Genomic DNA, 16,029 nt, shown 5'->3' with positions numbered 1-16,029 from the left:
AATTTATCCAAACAGGGTACCGTCTGAAGAAGGTGTTTCTGTTGCAGGTGCAGCAGGCGTTTCTACAGGTGCGGGCGCTACTACGGGTGCAGCAACCGGTGCAGGCACTGGTTTTTTAGCAACTGGTTTTTTCTTGGGTGCCGTTTTTTTGGCGGGCGCTTTTTTGGCTGGTGCTTTTTTGGCTACTTTTTTCGGGGCAGCTTTCTTGGCTGTTTTTTTAGCAGCGGCTTTTTTTACTGCTTTTTTCACAGCTGCTTTTTTCTTGGCAGGTGCCTTTTTAGCAGGCGCTTTCTTGGCTGCTTTTTTCACAGTTTTTTTGGCAGCTGCTTTTTTCTTAGCGGGTGCTTTTTTGGCTGCTTTTTTGGGAGCAACTTTCTTCGCTGCTTTTTTCACTGCTTTTTTAGGGGCGGTTTTTTTGGCGGGTTTCTTAACGGCCTTTTTTTTACTTGCTTTTGCCATGATGGTATGGATTTGTGTTTTGTTAATGATGAGACAGGGAAGTTAAAAAAATATTTCTGTAAAACGCATCATTCCTGATAAGATAAATTTTAGCGGAACCCCTGCCTTTGCAGCCATTGCACCACTTGCGTGGGCCATTGACTCAGCAAAGGATCTTTCGGTGCCATCCCGAACCCATGTCCGCCATGGTCGTAAATGAACATCGATGCTTTTATTGTATGTTTTTTCAGGGCTTCGTAAAATACAATACTGTTCTGTGGAGGCACGCCTTTATCATCATCTGCATGTACCAGGAAAACGGGGGGTGTGGCTGCATTTACCCTTTTCTCTGTTGATAATGCGGTTACCAGTGCCGTATCAGGTGTAAGTCCCAGCAGGTTATTACGGCTGCCGCGGTGGCCAAAAGCGGTATCCATGCTGATAACAGGATATACCAGGATGGCAAAAGAAGGCCGGGTATCAAAGCGCAACAAAGGATCGGCAGCAGCGGGATCTCCCTGTTGGTGAATGGTTGTGGCCATGGAGGCAAGGTGACCGCCGGCCGAAAAACCCATCACACCGGTTTTGGCAGCATCGATACCCCAATCAGCTGCCCTGGAACGGATAATGCGCATGGCAGTGGTAACGTCGTTGTATTGGTCGGGGTAACGGTGTCCTTCCTGTTTGGGATTGTTGAGGCGGTATTTTAACACAAAAGCATCTATCCCATTCTCGTTGAAAAAACGGGCAGGCAAAGTGCCTTCTTTCTCCCAGGCAAGGTTCTGGTAACCACCTCCCGGACAGATCAATACCGCTGTTCTGCCGCTACTGGTATTTTTAGCGGGATAATAATCCAGATAAGGGGCGGTGGTATCGAATCCTTTGATAGTTACTTCAGCGGCAGACGGGTAGAGGAAAATTCGTTGCTGCGATTGGGCAGATAAATGGGCGCACATAAGCAATAGGGCGATGCATAGTTTGGACATGCTGATCTTATTTGGTATCGAGCAAAGTTACTTTTCCATCCATGGTAGAAGCGATCAGTTGTTTACCGCTGATCGGGTTTACCGTATTTACCATCGAGTTATCGATCCTGTTGGTCCATACACGGGTACGGGTAACAGGATCGATGGCATATACTTTACCACTTTTAGTCCCGAAAAATACGAGCCCCTCTTTTTCTACCAGCATAGAAGGTACATGTTCGTATCCAAAACCGCAATCTATTTTCCAGGCTACGGATTGTTTTTCGCGGGCGGTAGGGAAGGCCACCACCCAATCGTTCATGGTTTTGCCATATACATATTTCCCGTCCGCTGAGATCCCGATCGATTCCCGCACGGTGGCTTCATTGCTGCGCCAGAGGGTGGTGCCGGTAAAAAAGTCGATGGCGGTAAGGTAGCGGTCGGGAGCCACTACATACACCACATCTTCATGAATCACCGGTATACAGGCAGCGGGTGAGAAATTACGAACAGCCGAGCCATTGTTCCACTGCCAGGCAGGTTTTCCGGTAAGCGCATCCAGTGCGTAGAGATTCCTGTCCCAGGCACCAAAAATGATCCGGCCTTTATGAAAAACAGGGGTGCTTACCACTGGTCCGTCCAATCCGTTGAACGACCATACTTCTTTACCTGTTTCCAGATCAAGCGAGCGAAAATGATGATCGCTGCCGCCGATATATACTTTGTTCTCGTGAATAAGCGGGCATCCCAATACAGCAGCATCGGTTTTGAACTGCCAGAGTAGTTTGCCCTTATCCGCAGAAAAGCAATACACGCTTCCATCACCCGAGCCCAGCACCACCCGGTTGCCGTTAACGGCCGGAGAGGAATAGATGGCACCACCGGTCTGGTACGACCATTGCTTTTTTCCATCCGACAAACGCAGGGCCTGTACGCTGCCAAGGCTATTACCAAAAACCACTTGTTTACCTGCAACAGCGGGGGTAGAGATCACATTAGCTTCGGAAGAGAATGTCCAGCGGGCTTTTACATTCGGGAAGCTATCATTTACCATGTAAGATGGGCGATAATAAGCATTGGAGGAACTGTATGTGTGCTTTTCCAGTTTTACAGCGGCCCAGGCAGTTTTGGTAGCAATTCCCGGTGTTCTTTCAGCAAAAATCATTGAATCGGTTTTTACATCTACCAGGTTATATCCGCCATAGGCTGCTTTGGCACGCAGGTTAGAGCGGCCCATAACAGCAGGGATCCCTTCAAAATTCAGTTTGCGGTTGCTATGGCCATGGCCACAGAGTGCAGCCAGCGTATTGTGTTGTTTTAAGCGGTCGATGGCTTCGTACCAGTTGTCGAGGTCCTTATCCAGTGGGTAGTGGTTGAGGAAGATCACCGGTTTTTCGGGATCCAGTTTTTTCAGTTCCTTGTCCATCCAGTTTACCGCATCGCGGGGGATATGTCCATCACTCATCCGCACATAGGGTCCGGAAGGACAACCAATAAAACTAATGCCATTGTAATCGAAGATGAATTTATCGTAACCAAATACCTGCCCGAAACTAACGCCGCCGCTTTCGCTCCAGCCGCTGTCGTGGTTGCCGGGAATGATATAGTAGGGAACTTTTAATCCGTCGAAGATCTCTTTCGCCAGTTTGATCTCGGCATTGGTACCCAGTTCAGTAATATCGCCGGTGATGACTACAAAGGCGATATCTGTCATGGCATTGATATCCGCTACGGTTCTGCGGAGGTCTTCCTCTGCTCCACCGTTGGGAGAACCGATATGGGTATCAGAAATAAAGGCAAAACGGAAGGGTTTCCATTGGGAGAAAGACACCTGGATCAGAAGTAGGAAACAGGTAAAAAGGAGGGTTCTTTTCATGGGAGAAAGATAAGAAGGAATTGCGGATTGGCAGATGTGTTCTGGGTAGTGTTGTAATGGCAAGCGGAAGAAAAGCGATACCCGGTAATTGCCCGAGTTTATTTTTAACACAGAGATTGGGAGATGGGGAGCTACACAGAGGAATTTTTCTGTGAAATACAGGTACCTTTAGATCATCATGCAAAGAAGTAAACCACTTCCGGATCGCATCATCTTTTCTTTTGCAGATAGTATCCTTCAGTCAATCGTAATTCTGCTATTCTGCATAGCTATGTTGTTAAGTATGTTCACCAAAGACCCCCGGTTGATATATGCCATGTATTTGCCTATTGCTTTAGGCATCATACAATTACTCAGTGCGGTGGTTCGTATATTCAACTATGCTCCTGTTCGAATAAGAAAACTGTTGTACTTCTATTGGTTGGGTGTGTTGATTGTTTTATTTGTGATATGCATTATAAGTTCTGCTAATTTTGAATACATGCAATACATACTGCTGATACTTTCTGCTGTATTGGGTATGGGCTATTGTTGTTTATCCTGGTATCATTCCTTTTATTTATCTAAAAAAACAAATCATGTCTAATAAGAAAACAATTGTACTGGGAGCGTCAGATAATCCAGAAAGATATAGTTACCTCGCCGTGGAGAAACTGAAAAAATATGGGCATCCGGTAGTGGCTATTGGCCGGAAAGAAGGAAAGATCGGCGACACCAGTATCATAACGGCACATCCGGATGAGAAGGAGGTGGATACGGTAACGCTGTATCTGAATCCCGAATTACAGAAACAGTATTACGATTATATAGTATCGTTACATCCCAAACGTATCGTGTTCAATCCAGGTACTGAGAACCGGGAATTGTATGATCTCGCCAAAGAAAATGGCATCACCCCGCTGGAAGCCTGTACGCTGGTGTTGCTGGGAACCGGGCAGTATTAGCAGCCTGATATTTTGATAGCTATTCAATCTAATGGAATAGCTATATGATCTGCTTTGCGATGATGAAGAATTTTTGCGTAAAGCTGAACGGCTGTATTCTCATTAATCAGTAACTTCCGTTGCGCTGTCTTACAACAGCGTTGCCTGTATATGAGAAAAACGATTCTGCTATGCTTCAGCCTGACTTTTCTGGCGGCTGTTACGACTGTTATCGCCCAACAAAAAAATACAAAGTCTATCCAGCAGCCAATGAAACTCTGGTATAACAAAGCGGCTAACGCTTTTGAAGAAGCATTGGTGCTCGGTAATGGTAAGATGGGGGCAACCGTATATGGTGGTGCAGAAACAGATCTGATTCACCTGAATGATATTACGCTTTGGTCTGGCGAGCCGGTAGATCCTTATATGAACAAGGAAGCATACAAACATTTACCCGCGGTACGCGAAGCGTTGAAGCGGAATGATTATGCAGCTGCTGATACACTGGTTAAAAAAATACAGGGAAAATTTTCAGAATCCTATGCGCCACTGGGTAATCTCTACCTCGATTTTCCTACAAACAATGTTTCTCATTATTACCGCGACCTCGATCTGGATAAAGCCCTTGCTTCGGTTCAGTATGAAACAGATGGAAATAAAATCAAGCGGGAATATTTTGTATCGTATCCCGATAAAGTAATGGTGATCCGTATTACAGGAACAAAGGCCAAGGCTTTGTCATTCACGGTCCGCTTCGATTCCAAACTGCAATACAAAGCTGTTCCGGGCAAACCCTATCTGCATTTCCGTGGCAGTGCGCCGGTGAGGGCTGAGCCTAATTATGTACGTAAGCCTGGTAATCCCATCTTGTTTGTGGAGAACAGGGGTACCCGCTTCTCATCTACGATTATGGCTAAAACAGCGGATGGAAAGATAACGCAGACAGACTCTACTTTAACCATTACCGCCGCAACCGAAGCCACCGTGTATGTTTCACTGGCTACCAGTTTTAATGGGTTTGATAAAAACCCGGTTACACAGGGTTTGCCTGATGGCGAGATAGCTGTGGCGCAACTGCTGGCGGCCAGTAGCCAGAATTATACGCAGTTATTCTCGAAACACCTGACAGATTACCAGCTTTTTTTCAAAAGGGTATCGCTGAAGCTGAGTGAAAAGGATCTGGTGAACCTGCCCACTGATGAACGTTTACGCAGATACAGCAAAGGTGAAGCGGATCCCTATCTCGAAACCCTGTATTTCCAGTTTGGCCGTTACCTGCTCATCAGCAGCTCGCGTACAAAAGGTGTTCCGGCCAACCTGCAGGGATTGTGGAACCCGCATATACAACCGCCATGGAGCAGTAACTATACCATGAATATTAATGCAGAAGAAAATTACTGGCTGGCAGAGAATACCAACCTGTCTGAAATGCACCAGTCGTTTCTCAGCTTTATTGAGAACCTCGAAAAAACAGGACGCATCACGGCCAAAACTTTTTACAATGCTCCGGGTTGGGCCTGTCACCACAATTCTGATATCTGGGCCATGACCAATCCCGTAGGAGATTTTGGCAACGGCAATCCGGAATGGGCCAACTGGAATATGGGTGGCGTATGGGCTTCTACCCATTTGTGGGAGCATTATGTTTTTACGCAGGATAAAAAATTTCTGGCAGAGAAAGCCTATCCGTTAATGAAGGGGGCTGCAGAGTTCTGTCTGGCCATGCTGGTAGAAGACGATAAGGGAAACTATATCACATCACCGTCTACTTCACCCGAGAATTATTACAAAACGCCTTCCGGTTTCAGAGGGGCCACTTTATATGGGGGTACGGCAGATCTAAGTATGATCAGGGAATTGTTTCTTGACCTGGTAGCTGCACAAAACATATTACATACAGATCCCGCTTTTCAGCAACAACTAGAAAAAGCCCTGGTGAAACTATATCCTTACCAGGTAGGTAAAAACGGCAACCTGCAGGAGTGGTACCACGATTGGGAGGATGCGGATCCGAAACACCGGCACCAGAGTCATTTGTTTGGATTATATCCCGGTACACATATCACCACTGATCTGACACCCAAATTTGCCAATGCCGCTAAACGCACACTCGAGATCAAGGGCGATGAAACCACCGGTTGGTCGAAAGGCTGGCGCATTAATTTATGGGCAAGGCTGAAAGATGGTAACCATGCGTACAAAATGTACCGCGAGTTATTGAAATATGTAGAGCCCGATAATGTAAAAGTGAATTACCAGCGGGGTGGCGGTACGTATCCCAATTTATTTGATGCGCATCCACCGTTTCAGATCGATGGAAATTTTGGGGGGGCGGCAGCCGTGGCAGAAATGTTACTGCAATCCACTCCAAACAAAATAGAAATACTACCTGCTTTACCTGCTGCCTGGCCCACAGGTGAGATCAAAGGATTAAAAGCCAGGGGTGGATGGGAAATAGCGATGAAATGGGCAGATGGAAAATTAACCCGCCTGGAAGTGAAAGGCAAGCCCGGCACAATGGTGAACTGGATCTACCAGGGTAAGGAGAGAAGGGAAAAACTGAATGAAGCAGGTGTATTGGTTACAAAACAAGCAGATTAAACACTTTTTGAAAGTTTTAAAACTTTCAAAAAGTGTTTATGACCGTTTATACAAATTGAATGAATGGGAGCGATGGTAAAAATTAGTTTTGACGTTTCTATTTATCTTTTATTCTCTTATGAAAAAATTTTTATTGCTGATAGGCCTGTTTGTTGTCGTGTCTATGCAGGCGCAAACCCTGGTACTCGCTACTTACCAATATGCCACCAATAATCGCCTCGCCAATATACAACCGCTGGCAACCCACCTGAGTAAAGAGCTGGGCGTGCCCGTAGCCGTAAAAAGTTATCCCACCGTTCATGCTTTTATTGATGGTATCCGCAACAATGAAGTGGATATTGCACTGATCAATACATTTGGTTACCTGCTGCTCGAGTCTGCCACAAGCGCTTATGCCATGCAACCCAGTGTGGTGCTGAAAGTAAAAGACGGCGCGCAGGATAATTATAAAACTGCGATTGTAGCACCGACAGGTTTTCCGGTTGATACTTTAGCTCACATATCCACTGTAGCTGGTACAACCAAGCTGATGCTGGTAGCGATAGGTTCTACTTCCGGTAACCTGGTGCCCAGACTGGCCCTAAGTGCTGTGGGATTAAAAGATCCGGAAAAAGACTTTGCTGCTGTGGTGTATGGTGGCAATCATAAGTCTACGATGGATTCTGTGCTGGCTTCCACTACCCCAAATATTGTAGCTGCCATGGGCAGTACTGAATACCTGGCATTACTGAAAGATCCGGTCAGAGCTGCCAAGGTAAAATTGCTCTGGTATTCGCCTGAGATTCCGTTGGGGCCGGTGTTGCTGCATAACCGGCTTTCTACAGCAACCAAAGCAACTATCAATCGTCTCTTACTTGCCTTGCATACCACAGAACCCGCTACGCTGGAATCGGTCAAAAATGGCTGGAGCGAGGCCAAACAGGCGGAATATTATATCCCGCTAAAACCGGGTTATTATGAAACTCTTACCCGCCAGTTGGGCGATCAGCAGACGATGCAAAAAATCTTGAAACTGTTTGCGAATTGAAACTTTTTGCAAAGTTCTCCGCCGTTGTTGTTCGGGCGAACACCTGTAGTCAGGCAACCAATAATGGTGAACTAATCAAGTGCGTTTCCGAATTAAGAATTCGCATCTTAAAAACTAACAAAAACAGCCCTTTCAGGTATAATCAACAATAAGAAATAGTTGAAAAAATCCCGCCAAACAATGACCAATGTCTTTGGTAAAGTTGCTGATTTTCAGTAAACTTTGTATAGAAAATATATATACCCTTAGCAAAGGTTCTTTGCCATCGTGTACACATATTAATCGCTTTCACTTTTAAATCTTTCCGTATGAAAAGCGTTAATCTGGTTGTCACATTTATCCTGCTGACACTCTTGCAAACCGCCTGCGTACCTGTTAAGTATACCAATTACTTTAACAATGCTTATTATGCTTCTGTAGCCGAAAACCAGGGTAAATTAGACAGTGCCGTTTATTTTTATACCCAGGCGTTGAAAACCGAGCCTAAGAATGGCGACATTTATCAAAAGCGGTCCCTCGTTTATAACAAAATGGGCAAACTGATAGAAGCCGGAGCGGATATTGAAACAGCGATCGGTCTCTCAAAAAAAACCTGGAAATATTATTATACCCGGGCTGTGATTCTAGAGCGGCAGTCTTTGTATAACCAGGCTATCGGCGACTATACCATTTTTATTGATAAAACAGATAAAAAAGCTGCCGACTATTACATGGGTTACTGGGGCCGGGGCAAGTGTAACCTGTATGCAGGTAACCAGTTACAAGCTGCAGAAGATTTTTCGCAGTCTATAAAGTTTAATTCCACCGATCTTAACTTATATACCTGGCGCGCCGGCTGTTATTACGATCTGGGACGTTATGCTGATGCCGCAAAGGACTACGAGACCTTTCTCGAAAAAAATCCCCGGAGTTACCGTGAACAGTTTTACCTGGGTGCTTCTTATACCAAAATGGGAGAGAAGGCCAAAGCAACCGGTATCCTGAATAAGCTGGCAGAAAATGATCTTTCTATCGGTACTTATTTTAAAGGGGAACAACAACTCGACTATTTTGATCTTGATCTTCGCAGAAAACGGGTGCAAAAAGAACTGGATGAAATTGCCGTAAACCTGGAAGGACTTAACACTACCTCGAAATCACTCGCAGACATCAACCTGAATACAGCGTTTGAAAAACTACAGGTGGCGTGGGGTTATGCTGCCAGCCTTGACAAAGAGAGTAAGGTATTACTCGATTCAGTGATGAGCCGCTACTATTTTGTGTATCCTAAATTAAAGGTAAAACCTCCGGTTCCTGAGTTTATCAGAAAACTAACTGTACAGGCTACCAGTTTTGTGGAAGACAAGAATTATCCTCTGGCCATAGAATACTATCAACGGGCGTTAACGGTTTGCCCGTACTATCCGCTGGCACGTTTTAACCTGGCCATGTTATATGCTACCATACGCGATTTCAGAAGCGCGATCAGCCAGATGAACAGTTATATGCGCTTTGCACCTGATGCGCCGGATATCCGGGCTGCACAGGACAAGATCTATGAATGGGAGCTGAAGGTGAAAAATTGATCAACTATCCGGTTCAGTCCGGCTGCAAACAGTTCTTTTATGCATAAGGTTGTGGTGTATCTTGTATGGTTTTGGCTGTTATTGCCTGCATCTGTGCTGGCCCAACAGATCAAGCCGGTTTGTGCCTATTGTAACAGAACGGAAGCTCAGCTGGCAGCTTCGGGTCATGCCAGTAATTGTCCGTATTATATTGCTCCCAAAAAAACACCCTCCAAAATAACACCCAGTTATTCAAACAGCATGCAGATGATGGTTACCAGCACTTTGCTGCAGGGCATTTTTTCCGGCTTATTCAGTTCTAACCAGCAGCAGCAACAAAAAGAGCAGCAACAGAAACTGCTGGCAGAGCAACAGAAATTAAAGGCAATGGCAGAGGCGGCGTTACAAAAGAAGATCAAAGACTCGATTGATCATCTTAATTATTTTAAACTGATGTCATCTTACAAGTTATTGCAGGGGGGATCAGCAGGGTTGAATATTAAGAAACTGGATGGAGATATGGAAGCCCTTCGGGCCGGAGCCGGTAGCCAGTTTGATGGAGGTATACAGGTAAATGATACACTTACTGTTTCTGCCGGTACCGGTTTTTTTGGAACAAAAATGGACTCGGTGCAGATCAAGACCCTGATAGATCCAGACAATGATTCTGTTATTGCAGATATCAACAATGCTGAGCTGTTTATCAGGGAGAATGCTAAAGCAGATAGTGTGAGAATAGCCAGGCTGACGGATTCGATTGCGAAAAATACTGTTAAAGCCCCGCTGCCTAAAAATCTGCCCTGTGATAAACTGCAGGCAAGGTTGAATAATTACCTGACCCAACGGGATAAATTTCACAAGACCATACTCACTACGCAAAAAGAGCTGATGGAGTGGAAGCAAAAAAATACCGATGCGTTATGGAATGCAGCTACTTCCGGTTTTGAATTACTGTTCAGTAAGTTTCTGAGCAATATTTCTCTCAAGGGGGTACAGGCCGAAAATATCAGGATCAGGCTGCTGAAGAACGAAGAGGCGCTGCGAGCGAAGGGAGTAGATTTTGATAAGTATATGGGGGTACTGAATCAGCGGGTCTTTACTGCCAATCACCTGGCAAAAGAGGTAGCTGAGTTCAAAGATGCAGTGGAATATGATGCTTTTTTCAGGGATGCGGTTCAGGCAGGGGTGTCAAAGATTGCAGAAACAGATACAGTTTACCAGCAGATACTGCAGGATAGTACTGTAACACAAATGCTGAACGACGGGGGTTTTGCAGAAATAGACGCGGGTCAGTTTGCGGCAGGAAAAGCTATTGAAAAAATACTCGCTTCCCATTTTCTGAAAAATCTGAAAGGGTTTACCAATAAGATCCCTTATGTTACGTATGGCCAGTTTGCTACTGATATGATCTATAATGCGACCGACTGGTGGCTTAGTTACCAGCGTATCAGGCAACTGCGTGAAGTAAGTGGCCAGGAAACCAGGGCTGCCATGGGTTTGCAGATGCATATTGAGGCAACTCTGAATCAATTCAGGGATTGTATTCCGGGTAATTAAGATGTATTATCAACAGTGATTCGATATCTTAATTGTTCAACACTTTTTCTCCGCTGTTGTTGGTCGCCTGACTAACATATCTCCTTATTACCCCGCCCACCCCTCCCTATCCAAACTCCTGAACTGTATCGCTTCCGCCAGATGTTCGGGTTTAATATCTGCACTGCCAGCCAGGTCTGCAATAGTGCGGCTTACTTTTAAGATGCGGTCATAGGCCCGCGCACTAAGGTTTAGGCGTTCCATCGCTTTCTTCAATAAATTCTCACCCACGGTACTGATCACACAGATCTCGCGGAGCTGTTTACTGCTCATTTGGGCATTGGCATAGATACCCGGATGCGCCTGGTACCTTTCCGCCTGGATGTCTCTCGCTTTGATTACCCGCTCCCGGATGGCAGCAGAAGGTTCTGTTGGCTGCTGGCTGCTCAGTTCACTGAAGGCAACGGGGGTTACTTCTACATGCAGATCAATCCGATCAAGTAAGGGACCGGAAACTTTGTTGAGGTATTTCTGTACGGCCCCCGGCGGGCAGGTACAATCTTTTTCAGGATGATTATAAAACCCGCAGGCGCATGGATTCATAGAAGCGATCAGCATAAAATTGGCCGGAAAATCGAGGGCCATTTTGGCGCGCGAAATAGTGACCCTTCTTTCTTCCATCGGTTGGCGCATTACTTCCAGCACCGTGCGTTTAAATTCGGGTAACTCGTCCAGAAATAACACACCATTATGCGCCAGCGAAATTTCGCCGGGCTGTGGGGTACCACCACCACCCACCAATGCCACATCAGAAATAGTATGGTGCGGCGAACGAAAGGGGCGTTTGTTGATGAGTGCACTGTTCTCGGGCAGTTTACCCGCCACACTGTGGATCTTGGTGGTTTCCAGTGCTTCCTGTAAACTCAGTGGCGGCAGTATGGTGGGTAATCGTTTGGCCAGCATGGTTTTTCCGGCACCGGGCGGACCGATCAATATCGCATTATGTCCACCCGCCGCAGCAATTTCCATGGCGCGTTTGATATTTTCCTGTCCCTTTACTTCGCTGAAATCAATATCGAAATCATATTGGTTGCTGAAAAATTCTTCGCGTGTGTTTACGATTACCGGTTGCAGGCTGTTTTCATCTTCAAAAAAACGAACCACATCGGTGAGGTGTTCTACGCCGTAAACTTCGAGGTTGTTTACCATACCCGCCTCCCTTTCGTTGGCTTTGGGAACGATCAGACCGGTAAAACCTTCTTTGCGGGCCTGAATGGCAATGGGTAGGGCTCCTTTGATAGGTTGCACGGTTCCATCAAGACTCAACTCGCCCATGATCACATAGTTCTTCAGGCGTTGGGGTTGGGCCAGTTGTTCGCTGGCACCCAATATACCCAGCGCAATGGGCAAATCAAATGCGGAGCCGCTTTTACGGATATCGGCCGGTGCCAGGTTTACCACGATCTTGGTGCGTGGCATAAAATAGTGATTGGTTTTGATGGCACTTTCGGTTCGTTGCAGACTTTCGCGCACGGCATTATCGGGTAGCCCCACAATGGTATAGTGTTGCCCCATGCTAACATTTACTTCAATGGTGATATTGATGGCTTCTACACCGTATACGGCACTACCAAAGGTTTTTACCAGCATGTGTGGGCTTTCTTTAACCGGCAAGATAAGCCGGTTGACCGAGCTGTAATAGCGTATTTATACCTGATTCTCTATGAATTCAGACGCGGAACTACCTCTGTCTCTATTGCCCTAGTTCCATTGAATAGCAAAATACAGGCAGGGTGTATTACCGATATTACTCAGGTTATGTAGCACATTTGAACCCAGTAATACCACATCGGCCGGGTTGGCTTTCTGGTGATCGGTGCCGATCTGCATTTCCGCATTGCCCTCGAGCATTAAAATGATCTCTTCGTTTTTATGGGTATGCGGATCGTGGCTTTTTAAGCCCTGATTTAATTGAGTAACATGAATGTCGAACCGGTTGAACATTACTGTCTGCCTGTCGAATAACTGGCGAACACCACCTTTGTCGTGGGGTTTGAATACCATGTCTTTCCAGTTCATCACAAATGAAGCACCGGCTTTTTTGCCTCTCGCTGCATCGGGTGCAGCCACAGAACGGTAGCGCATTTCGTAAACTTCTGCTTCTTTGTCACTATTGTTTTCAATGCTTACTTCATCGCCGGGTAGCACCACCACCACCGATCCCCGATCCAGTTGGGTATGCTGGTTGTTGAGGTGAACAGTTACCGGACCGTTTTTGACGATGAAAAAAAGTTCATCGCCATTAGTGTTGGATGGATAACTGATGGTTTTTCTGGGATGGATACTGATGCCTGTTACCTGGTGTTTGGCAAGTATAGCACCGGCGCCGGAGAAAATAGTTCGGGTTGTGCCATTGGCTGTAGACTGAACAGCTGCCTTATTCCAATAAAAAACTGTAGAAGGTAAGGGCTGCGACCAGGCATTCGTGCTGGTAACCAGTAATAGTAAAACAGAAAATAACTTCATAAAAGATCAATTTTTATACACGATGGTATTGGGATGGAATTGTTTCCACGAATGCCAGAATTCCTGGTAAGCCTGTACAGGCTGCAGGCGCTGTCCGGCCATGGGCCCGGATAGGCAGGTGCCGTTGGGTTTCCAGATAGAATGTGTTTGCAGGTCTTCTAATTGCCCGGCTGTGCTGCTTTTGATAAAATTGAAATTCCGGTTGTTCAGTTTTCTGTTCAAAGCATAAAATGTTTTGTAGTTGTCTTCGATGGTGATCAAAAGCGATGCTCCGGGAATAGAATCTTCGATTAGTTTTTGTTTGACCAGTGTATTCCAGTCGTATGCTTTGTCCTGTTTATTGTAACTGATACCGATTACCCATGATTTGAATTGCCAGGAAGCAGAGTCTCTGTGTTCCAGTTTGCCTTTGATGGTTCCTTCGTCATAACCTTTCAGTTCAGCGTATTGCCTGTTGAATAAGGTGTCTGGCTGTAAGATCTCTGATTGTGGATAGAGAGCAAGCCAATCGCGAAGGCTCATTTGTGCAGATGGCAGTTCTGTTAGCTGCTGCCCCTTCCGTTTGCCGGATATGGCCTGCCCGGTAGCCTGCTGCCACCAGCTTTGGGTAGTGGCATCTTCCAGCATGGCGTTGAAATGATCCATTCCTACCAGGCGGAAGGTTTCTTCTTTTCCATTTACAAACGGACTGAATACACGCCCTGTTCTGCAGACGGTACAATATGTAACCAGGATGGTCTGTTGCGAGAGTGTATCTTTTATATGATGATGGTAACCGATAATATCGATCGGATAAGCCCGTGCCTGGTTGTTAATGACTACGCCCAAGATAAGTTTGTCTTTTTGGGTAGTATCTGACACTGCGGGTACAAATAATTTCTGCTGGGGCTGTTTAAACATCTTATCTGCCAGAAACCGGAAATTAAAGAGATAATAAACAAATCCGTATAACAGGATGATCAGAACCAACAAGGTCTTCTGCCAAACGCGGCCTTTGGATAAAGAGTTCAATAAGGGGCCAACGATGATGACAAGGCCTGCAATACGTAACCACCAGATATTATTATGCAGAAAATAAGCGAATGAAATGGATTGGGTTTGCTGGCTGCCGGGGAAGGGCATGATAAAATAAACCTTCAGGATTTCTATGGCAATGAGAAAGAAAAGGCCAAGAATAAGCCAGACAGACTTTTTCATACGCGGGCACTGGTTTACCGGTAAGATACTTATAATTTCTCCAACAGGGCCACCACGCCTTCTTTTTTCAGGATCAGGTATCCCAGCCTGTCGTTACTGATGCCCTGCTTTAACTGGTAACTGAATACCAGCTGGTCATCTTCTACAGCCGTTTCAAAATAATGAAACTGGATATTGCCGTATTTGCGCAGGTCATCGCCTATCTCGTATAAATGGGTAGAGAGCACAAACAGTGCATTCTGCATTTTACGCAGGCCTTCGATCACGGTTATGCTGCATTTAACAGCATCCTGCTGGTTGGTACCCTTGAAGAGTTCATCTATCAGGATCAGCCAGTTTTTGCCATCGCTGATTTTTTCGATGGTATTTTTGATGCGTTGTACTTCATTAAAGAAGAAACTTTCACCTTTAATGATATTATCTACCACCTGTATATTACTCAGTAACCCATCAAATAAACTCAGCTGCATCTGCTGTGCAGGCACTGCCAGTCCCAGGTGTGCAAGGTACACAGCAACGCCCACGGCTTTGATGAAAGTACTTTTACCGGCCATATTTGCACCGGTGAGAAACAGAAAGTTTCTGTCTTTTGTCAGTTCAATATCATACGAAACCGGCGTCTGCAATAACATATGGTGCAGGCCGATGGCTTTAATGAAGGGCTCTTTGCTTTCTGTGATTTCCGGAAAACTGTATTGGTATTCCTGGCAGGCCCGGGCCAGACTCATATAGGCATCTAACCGGCTGTAGATCTCTACCAGTTCGGCGCTCTGGTTTTTGAAATGATCGCGGATAAAACCGCCATAATACAATATCTGCTCCGGGGCAAGTGCTTTTTTGTCTTCCTGCATCAATTCCTGCAATGCCGCTTTGTTCAGCAGCATCTTCATCCGGGTTACCCAGATGGATAATTGACGGCTCAGGATTTGTTCCTGCAATAAATCTACAATCTTCTGCATGCCCTGGATGAAGTCAATGGCATGTTCCACAGTGTATCTGATCAATGAATAGTCTGGGGCATTAAATATTTTATACAGCAGACTATTGACTCTATTCGGGTGCCGGGCAAAAGCATTCAGTTGCGTTTCATAGAACCGCTCGATCACCATAATGTTACCATTGGTTACCTTAATGGGCCATTCTTCCGACACTTTTCCTAACTGCTGAATGGTTTGCTGGGTATCCAGTATATCTGAAATAGTATGCAGGGGATGCGCCAGTATATAGCGCAGGTATTCCCGTCCGCCATTGGTCTGCGTATGGTTCAGGTGGTGAAAAACAGATTGCTCCTCTTCACTGTGAAAGATCGAGAGATCGGCGAGGGTGGTTTTGTCTACCTGCATATGATTGTAAGTTTGGAGTCTGGAGTTAGGAGCCTGAAGTTAGGGATTGTTGA

12 protein-coding genes are annotated in these 16,029 nt (G+C 45.7%); 5 read left to right on the top strand and 7 right to left on the bottom strand.

Annotation, left to right across the window (positions count from 1 at the left end; translation table 11 throughout):
- Positions 1-3: 3 nt before the first annotated feature.
- From AC1RNB_RS03435 to AC1RNB_RS03425, 3 genes are all read right to left on the bottom strand, one after another.
- Complete coding sequence (locus tag AC1RNB_RS03435) at positions 4-459, bottom strand: hypothetical protein (RefSeq protein WP_493080727.1); 456 nt, start codon at positions 457-459, stop codon at positions 4-6.
- An 89-nt stretch (positions 460-548) separates the two neighbouring features.
- Positions 549-1,424: an alpha/beta hydrolase gene (locus AC1RNB_RS03430; RefSeq protein ID WP_493080726.1), complete on the bottom strand. Its 876-nt coding sequence runs from the start codon at positions 1,422-1,424 to the stop codon at positions 549-551.
- A gap of 7 nt (positions 1,425-1,431) precedes the next feature.
- Complete coding sequence (locus AC1RNB_RS03425; RefSeq protein WP_493080724.1) at positions 1,432-3,279, bottom strand: outer membrane protein assembly factor BamB family protein; 1,848 nt, start codon at positions 3,277-3,279, stop codon at positions 1,432-1,434.
- 578 nt (positions 3,280-3,857) lie between these two features.
- Between AC1RNB_RS03425 and AC1RNB_RS03420 the strand changes: the two genes are divergently transcribed.
- The 5 genes from AC1RNB_RS03420 to AC1RNB_RS03400 all read left to right on the top strand — a co-directional run bounded on the left by AC1RNB_RS03420 (position 3,858) and on the right by AC1RNB_RS03400 (position 10,931).
- Positions 3,858-4,223 carry a CoA-binding protein gene (locus tag AC1RNB_RS03420; protein ID WP_493080722.1) on the top strand — a complete coding sequence of 122 codons (366 nt, stop codon included), beginning with the start codon at positions 3,858-3,860 and terminating at the stop codon, positions 4,221-4,223.
- Between the two features lie 150 nt (positions 4,224-4,373).
- Complete coding sequence (locus AC1RNB_RS03415) at positions 4,374-6,803, top strand: glycoside hydrolase family 95 protein (RefSeq protein ID WP_493080720.1); 2,430 nt, start codon at positions 4,374-4,376, stop codon at positions 6,801-6,803.
- A 118-nt stretch (positions 6,804-6,921) separates the two neighbouring features.
- Entirely contained in the window at positions 6,922-7,830 is a 909-nt protein-coding gene (locus tag AC1RNB_RS03410; RefSeq protein ID WP_493080718.1) for a phosphate/phosphite/phosphonate ABC transporter substrate-binding protein, read from the top strand.
- Between the two features lie 308 nt (positions 7,831-8,138).
- Positions 8,139-9,395, top strand: a complete 1,257-nt coding sequence (locus AC1RNB_RS03405; protein ID WP_493080716.1) for a tetratricopeptide repeat protein — start codon at positions 8,139-8,141, stop codon at positions 9,393-9,395.
- 39 nt (positions 9,396-9,434) lie between these two features.
- The gene (locus tag AC1RNB_RS03400; protein ID WP_493080715.1) at positions 9,435-10,931 is read left to right on the top strand and encodes a hypothetical protein; all 1,497 of its coding nucleotides are present in this window, start codon (positions 9,435-9,437) and stop codon (positions 10,929-10,931) included.
- 87 nt (positions 10,932-11,018) lie between these two features.
- Here AC1RNB_RS03400 and AC1RNB_RS03395 read toward each other — a convergent pair whose 3' ends face one another.
- The 4 genes from AC1RNB_RS03395 to AC1RNB_RS03380 all read right to left on the bottom strand — a co-directional run bounded on the left by AC1RNB_RS03395 (position 11,019) and on the right by AC1RNB_RS03380 (position 15,976).
- A complete protein-coding gene (locus AC1RNB_RS03395; protein ID WP_493080713.1) occupies positions 11,019-12,560 on the bottom strand; it encodes a YifB family Mg chelatase-like AAA ATPase in 1,542 nt (513 codons plus the stop codon).
- 111 nt (positions 12,561-12,671) lie between these two features.
- Positions 12,672-13,436, bottom strand: a complete 765-nt coding sequence (locus tag AC1RNB_RS03390) for a cupin domain-containing protein (protein WP_493080711.1) — start codon at positions 13,434-13,436, stop codon at positions 12,672-12,674.
- A 6-nt stretch (positions 13,437-13,442) separates the two neighbouring features.
- Positions 13,443-14,633 (bottom strand): DUF3179 domain-containing (seleno)protein, encoded by a 1,191-nt coding sequence (locus tag AC1RNB_RS03385; RefSeq protein WP_493080709.1) that lies wholly within the window; start codon positions 14,631-14,633, stop codon positions 13,443-13,445.
- A gap of 29 nt (positions 14,634-14,662) precedes the next feature.
- The gene (locus tag AC1RNB_RS03380; protein WP_493080708.1) at positions 14,663-15,976 is read right to left on the bottom strand and encodes a MutS-related protein; all 1,314 of its coding nucleotides are present in this window, start codon (positions 15,974-15,976) and stop codon (positions 14,663-14,665) included.
- Positions 15,977-16,029 lie beyond the last annotated feature (53 nt).

It is taken from the genome of Sediminibacterium sp. GW821-FHT12F12 (assembly GCF_058806635.1).
The sequence above is the reverse complement of the archived record's forward strand: the minus strand, read 5'-3'. Positions and strand labels throughout refer to the sequence as shown.

Excerpts from the sequence above, each read along its gene's own strand:
- AC1RNB_RS03385 (WP_493080709.1), bottom strand. The coding sequence starts at position 14,633 with ATGAAAAAGTCTGTCTGGCTTATTCTTGGCCTTTTCTTTCTCATTGCC.
- AC1RNB_RS03430 (WP_493080726.1), bottom strand. The coding sequence starts at position 1,424 with ATGTCCAAACTATGCATCGCCCTATTGCTTATGTGCGCCCATTTATCT.
- AC1RNB_RS03425 (WP_493080724.1), bottom strand. The coding sequence starts at position 3,279 with ATGAAAAGAACCCTCCTTTTTACCTGTTTCCTACTTCTGATCCAGGTG.
- AC1RNB_RS03410 (WP_493080718.1), top strand. The coding sequence starts at position 6,922 with ATGAAAAAATTTTTATTGCTGATAGGCCTGTTTGTTGTCGTGTCTATG.
- AC1RNB_RS03395 (WP_493080713.1), bottom strand. The coding sequence starts at position 12,560 with ATGCTGGTAAAAACCTTTGGTAGTGCCGTATACGGTGTAGAAGCCATC.
- AC1RNB_RS03380 (WP_493080708.1), bottom strand. The coding sequence starts at position 15,976 with ATGCAGGTAGACAAAACCACCCTCGCCGATCTCTCGATCTTTCACAGT.
- AC1RNB_RS03420 (WP_493080722.1), top strand. The coding sequence starts at position 3,858 with ATGTCTAATAAGAAAACAATTGTACTGGGAGCGTCAGATAATCCAGAA.
- AC1RNB_RS03415 (WP_493080720.1), top strand. The coding sequence starts at position 4,374 with ATGAGAAAAACGATTCTGCTATGCTTCAGCCTGACTTTTCTGGCGGCT.
- AC1RNB_RS03405 (WP_493080716.1), top strand. The coding sequence starts at position 8,139 with ATGAAAAGCGTTAATCTGGTTGTCACATTTATCCTGCTGACACTCTTG.
- AC1RNB_RS03390 (WP_493080711.1), bottom strand. The coding sequence starts at position 13,436 with ATGAAGTTATTTTCTGTTTTACTATTACTGGTTACCAGCACGAATGCC.
- AC1RNB_RS03400 (WP_493080715.1), top strand. The coding sequence starts at position 9,435 with ATGCATAAGGTTGTGGTGTATCTTGTATGGTTTTGGCTGTTATTGCCT.
- AC1RNB_RS03435 (WP_493080727.1), bottom strand. The coding sequence starts at position 459 with ATGGCAAAAGCAAGTAAAAAAAAGGCCGTTAAGAAACCCGCCAAAAAA.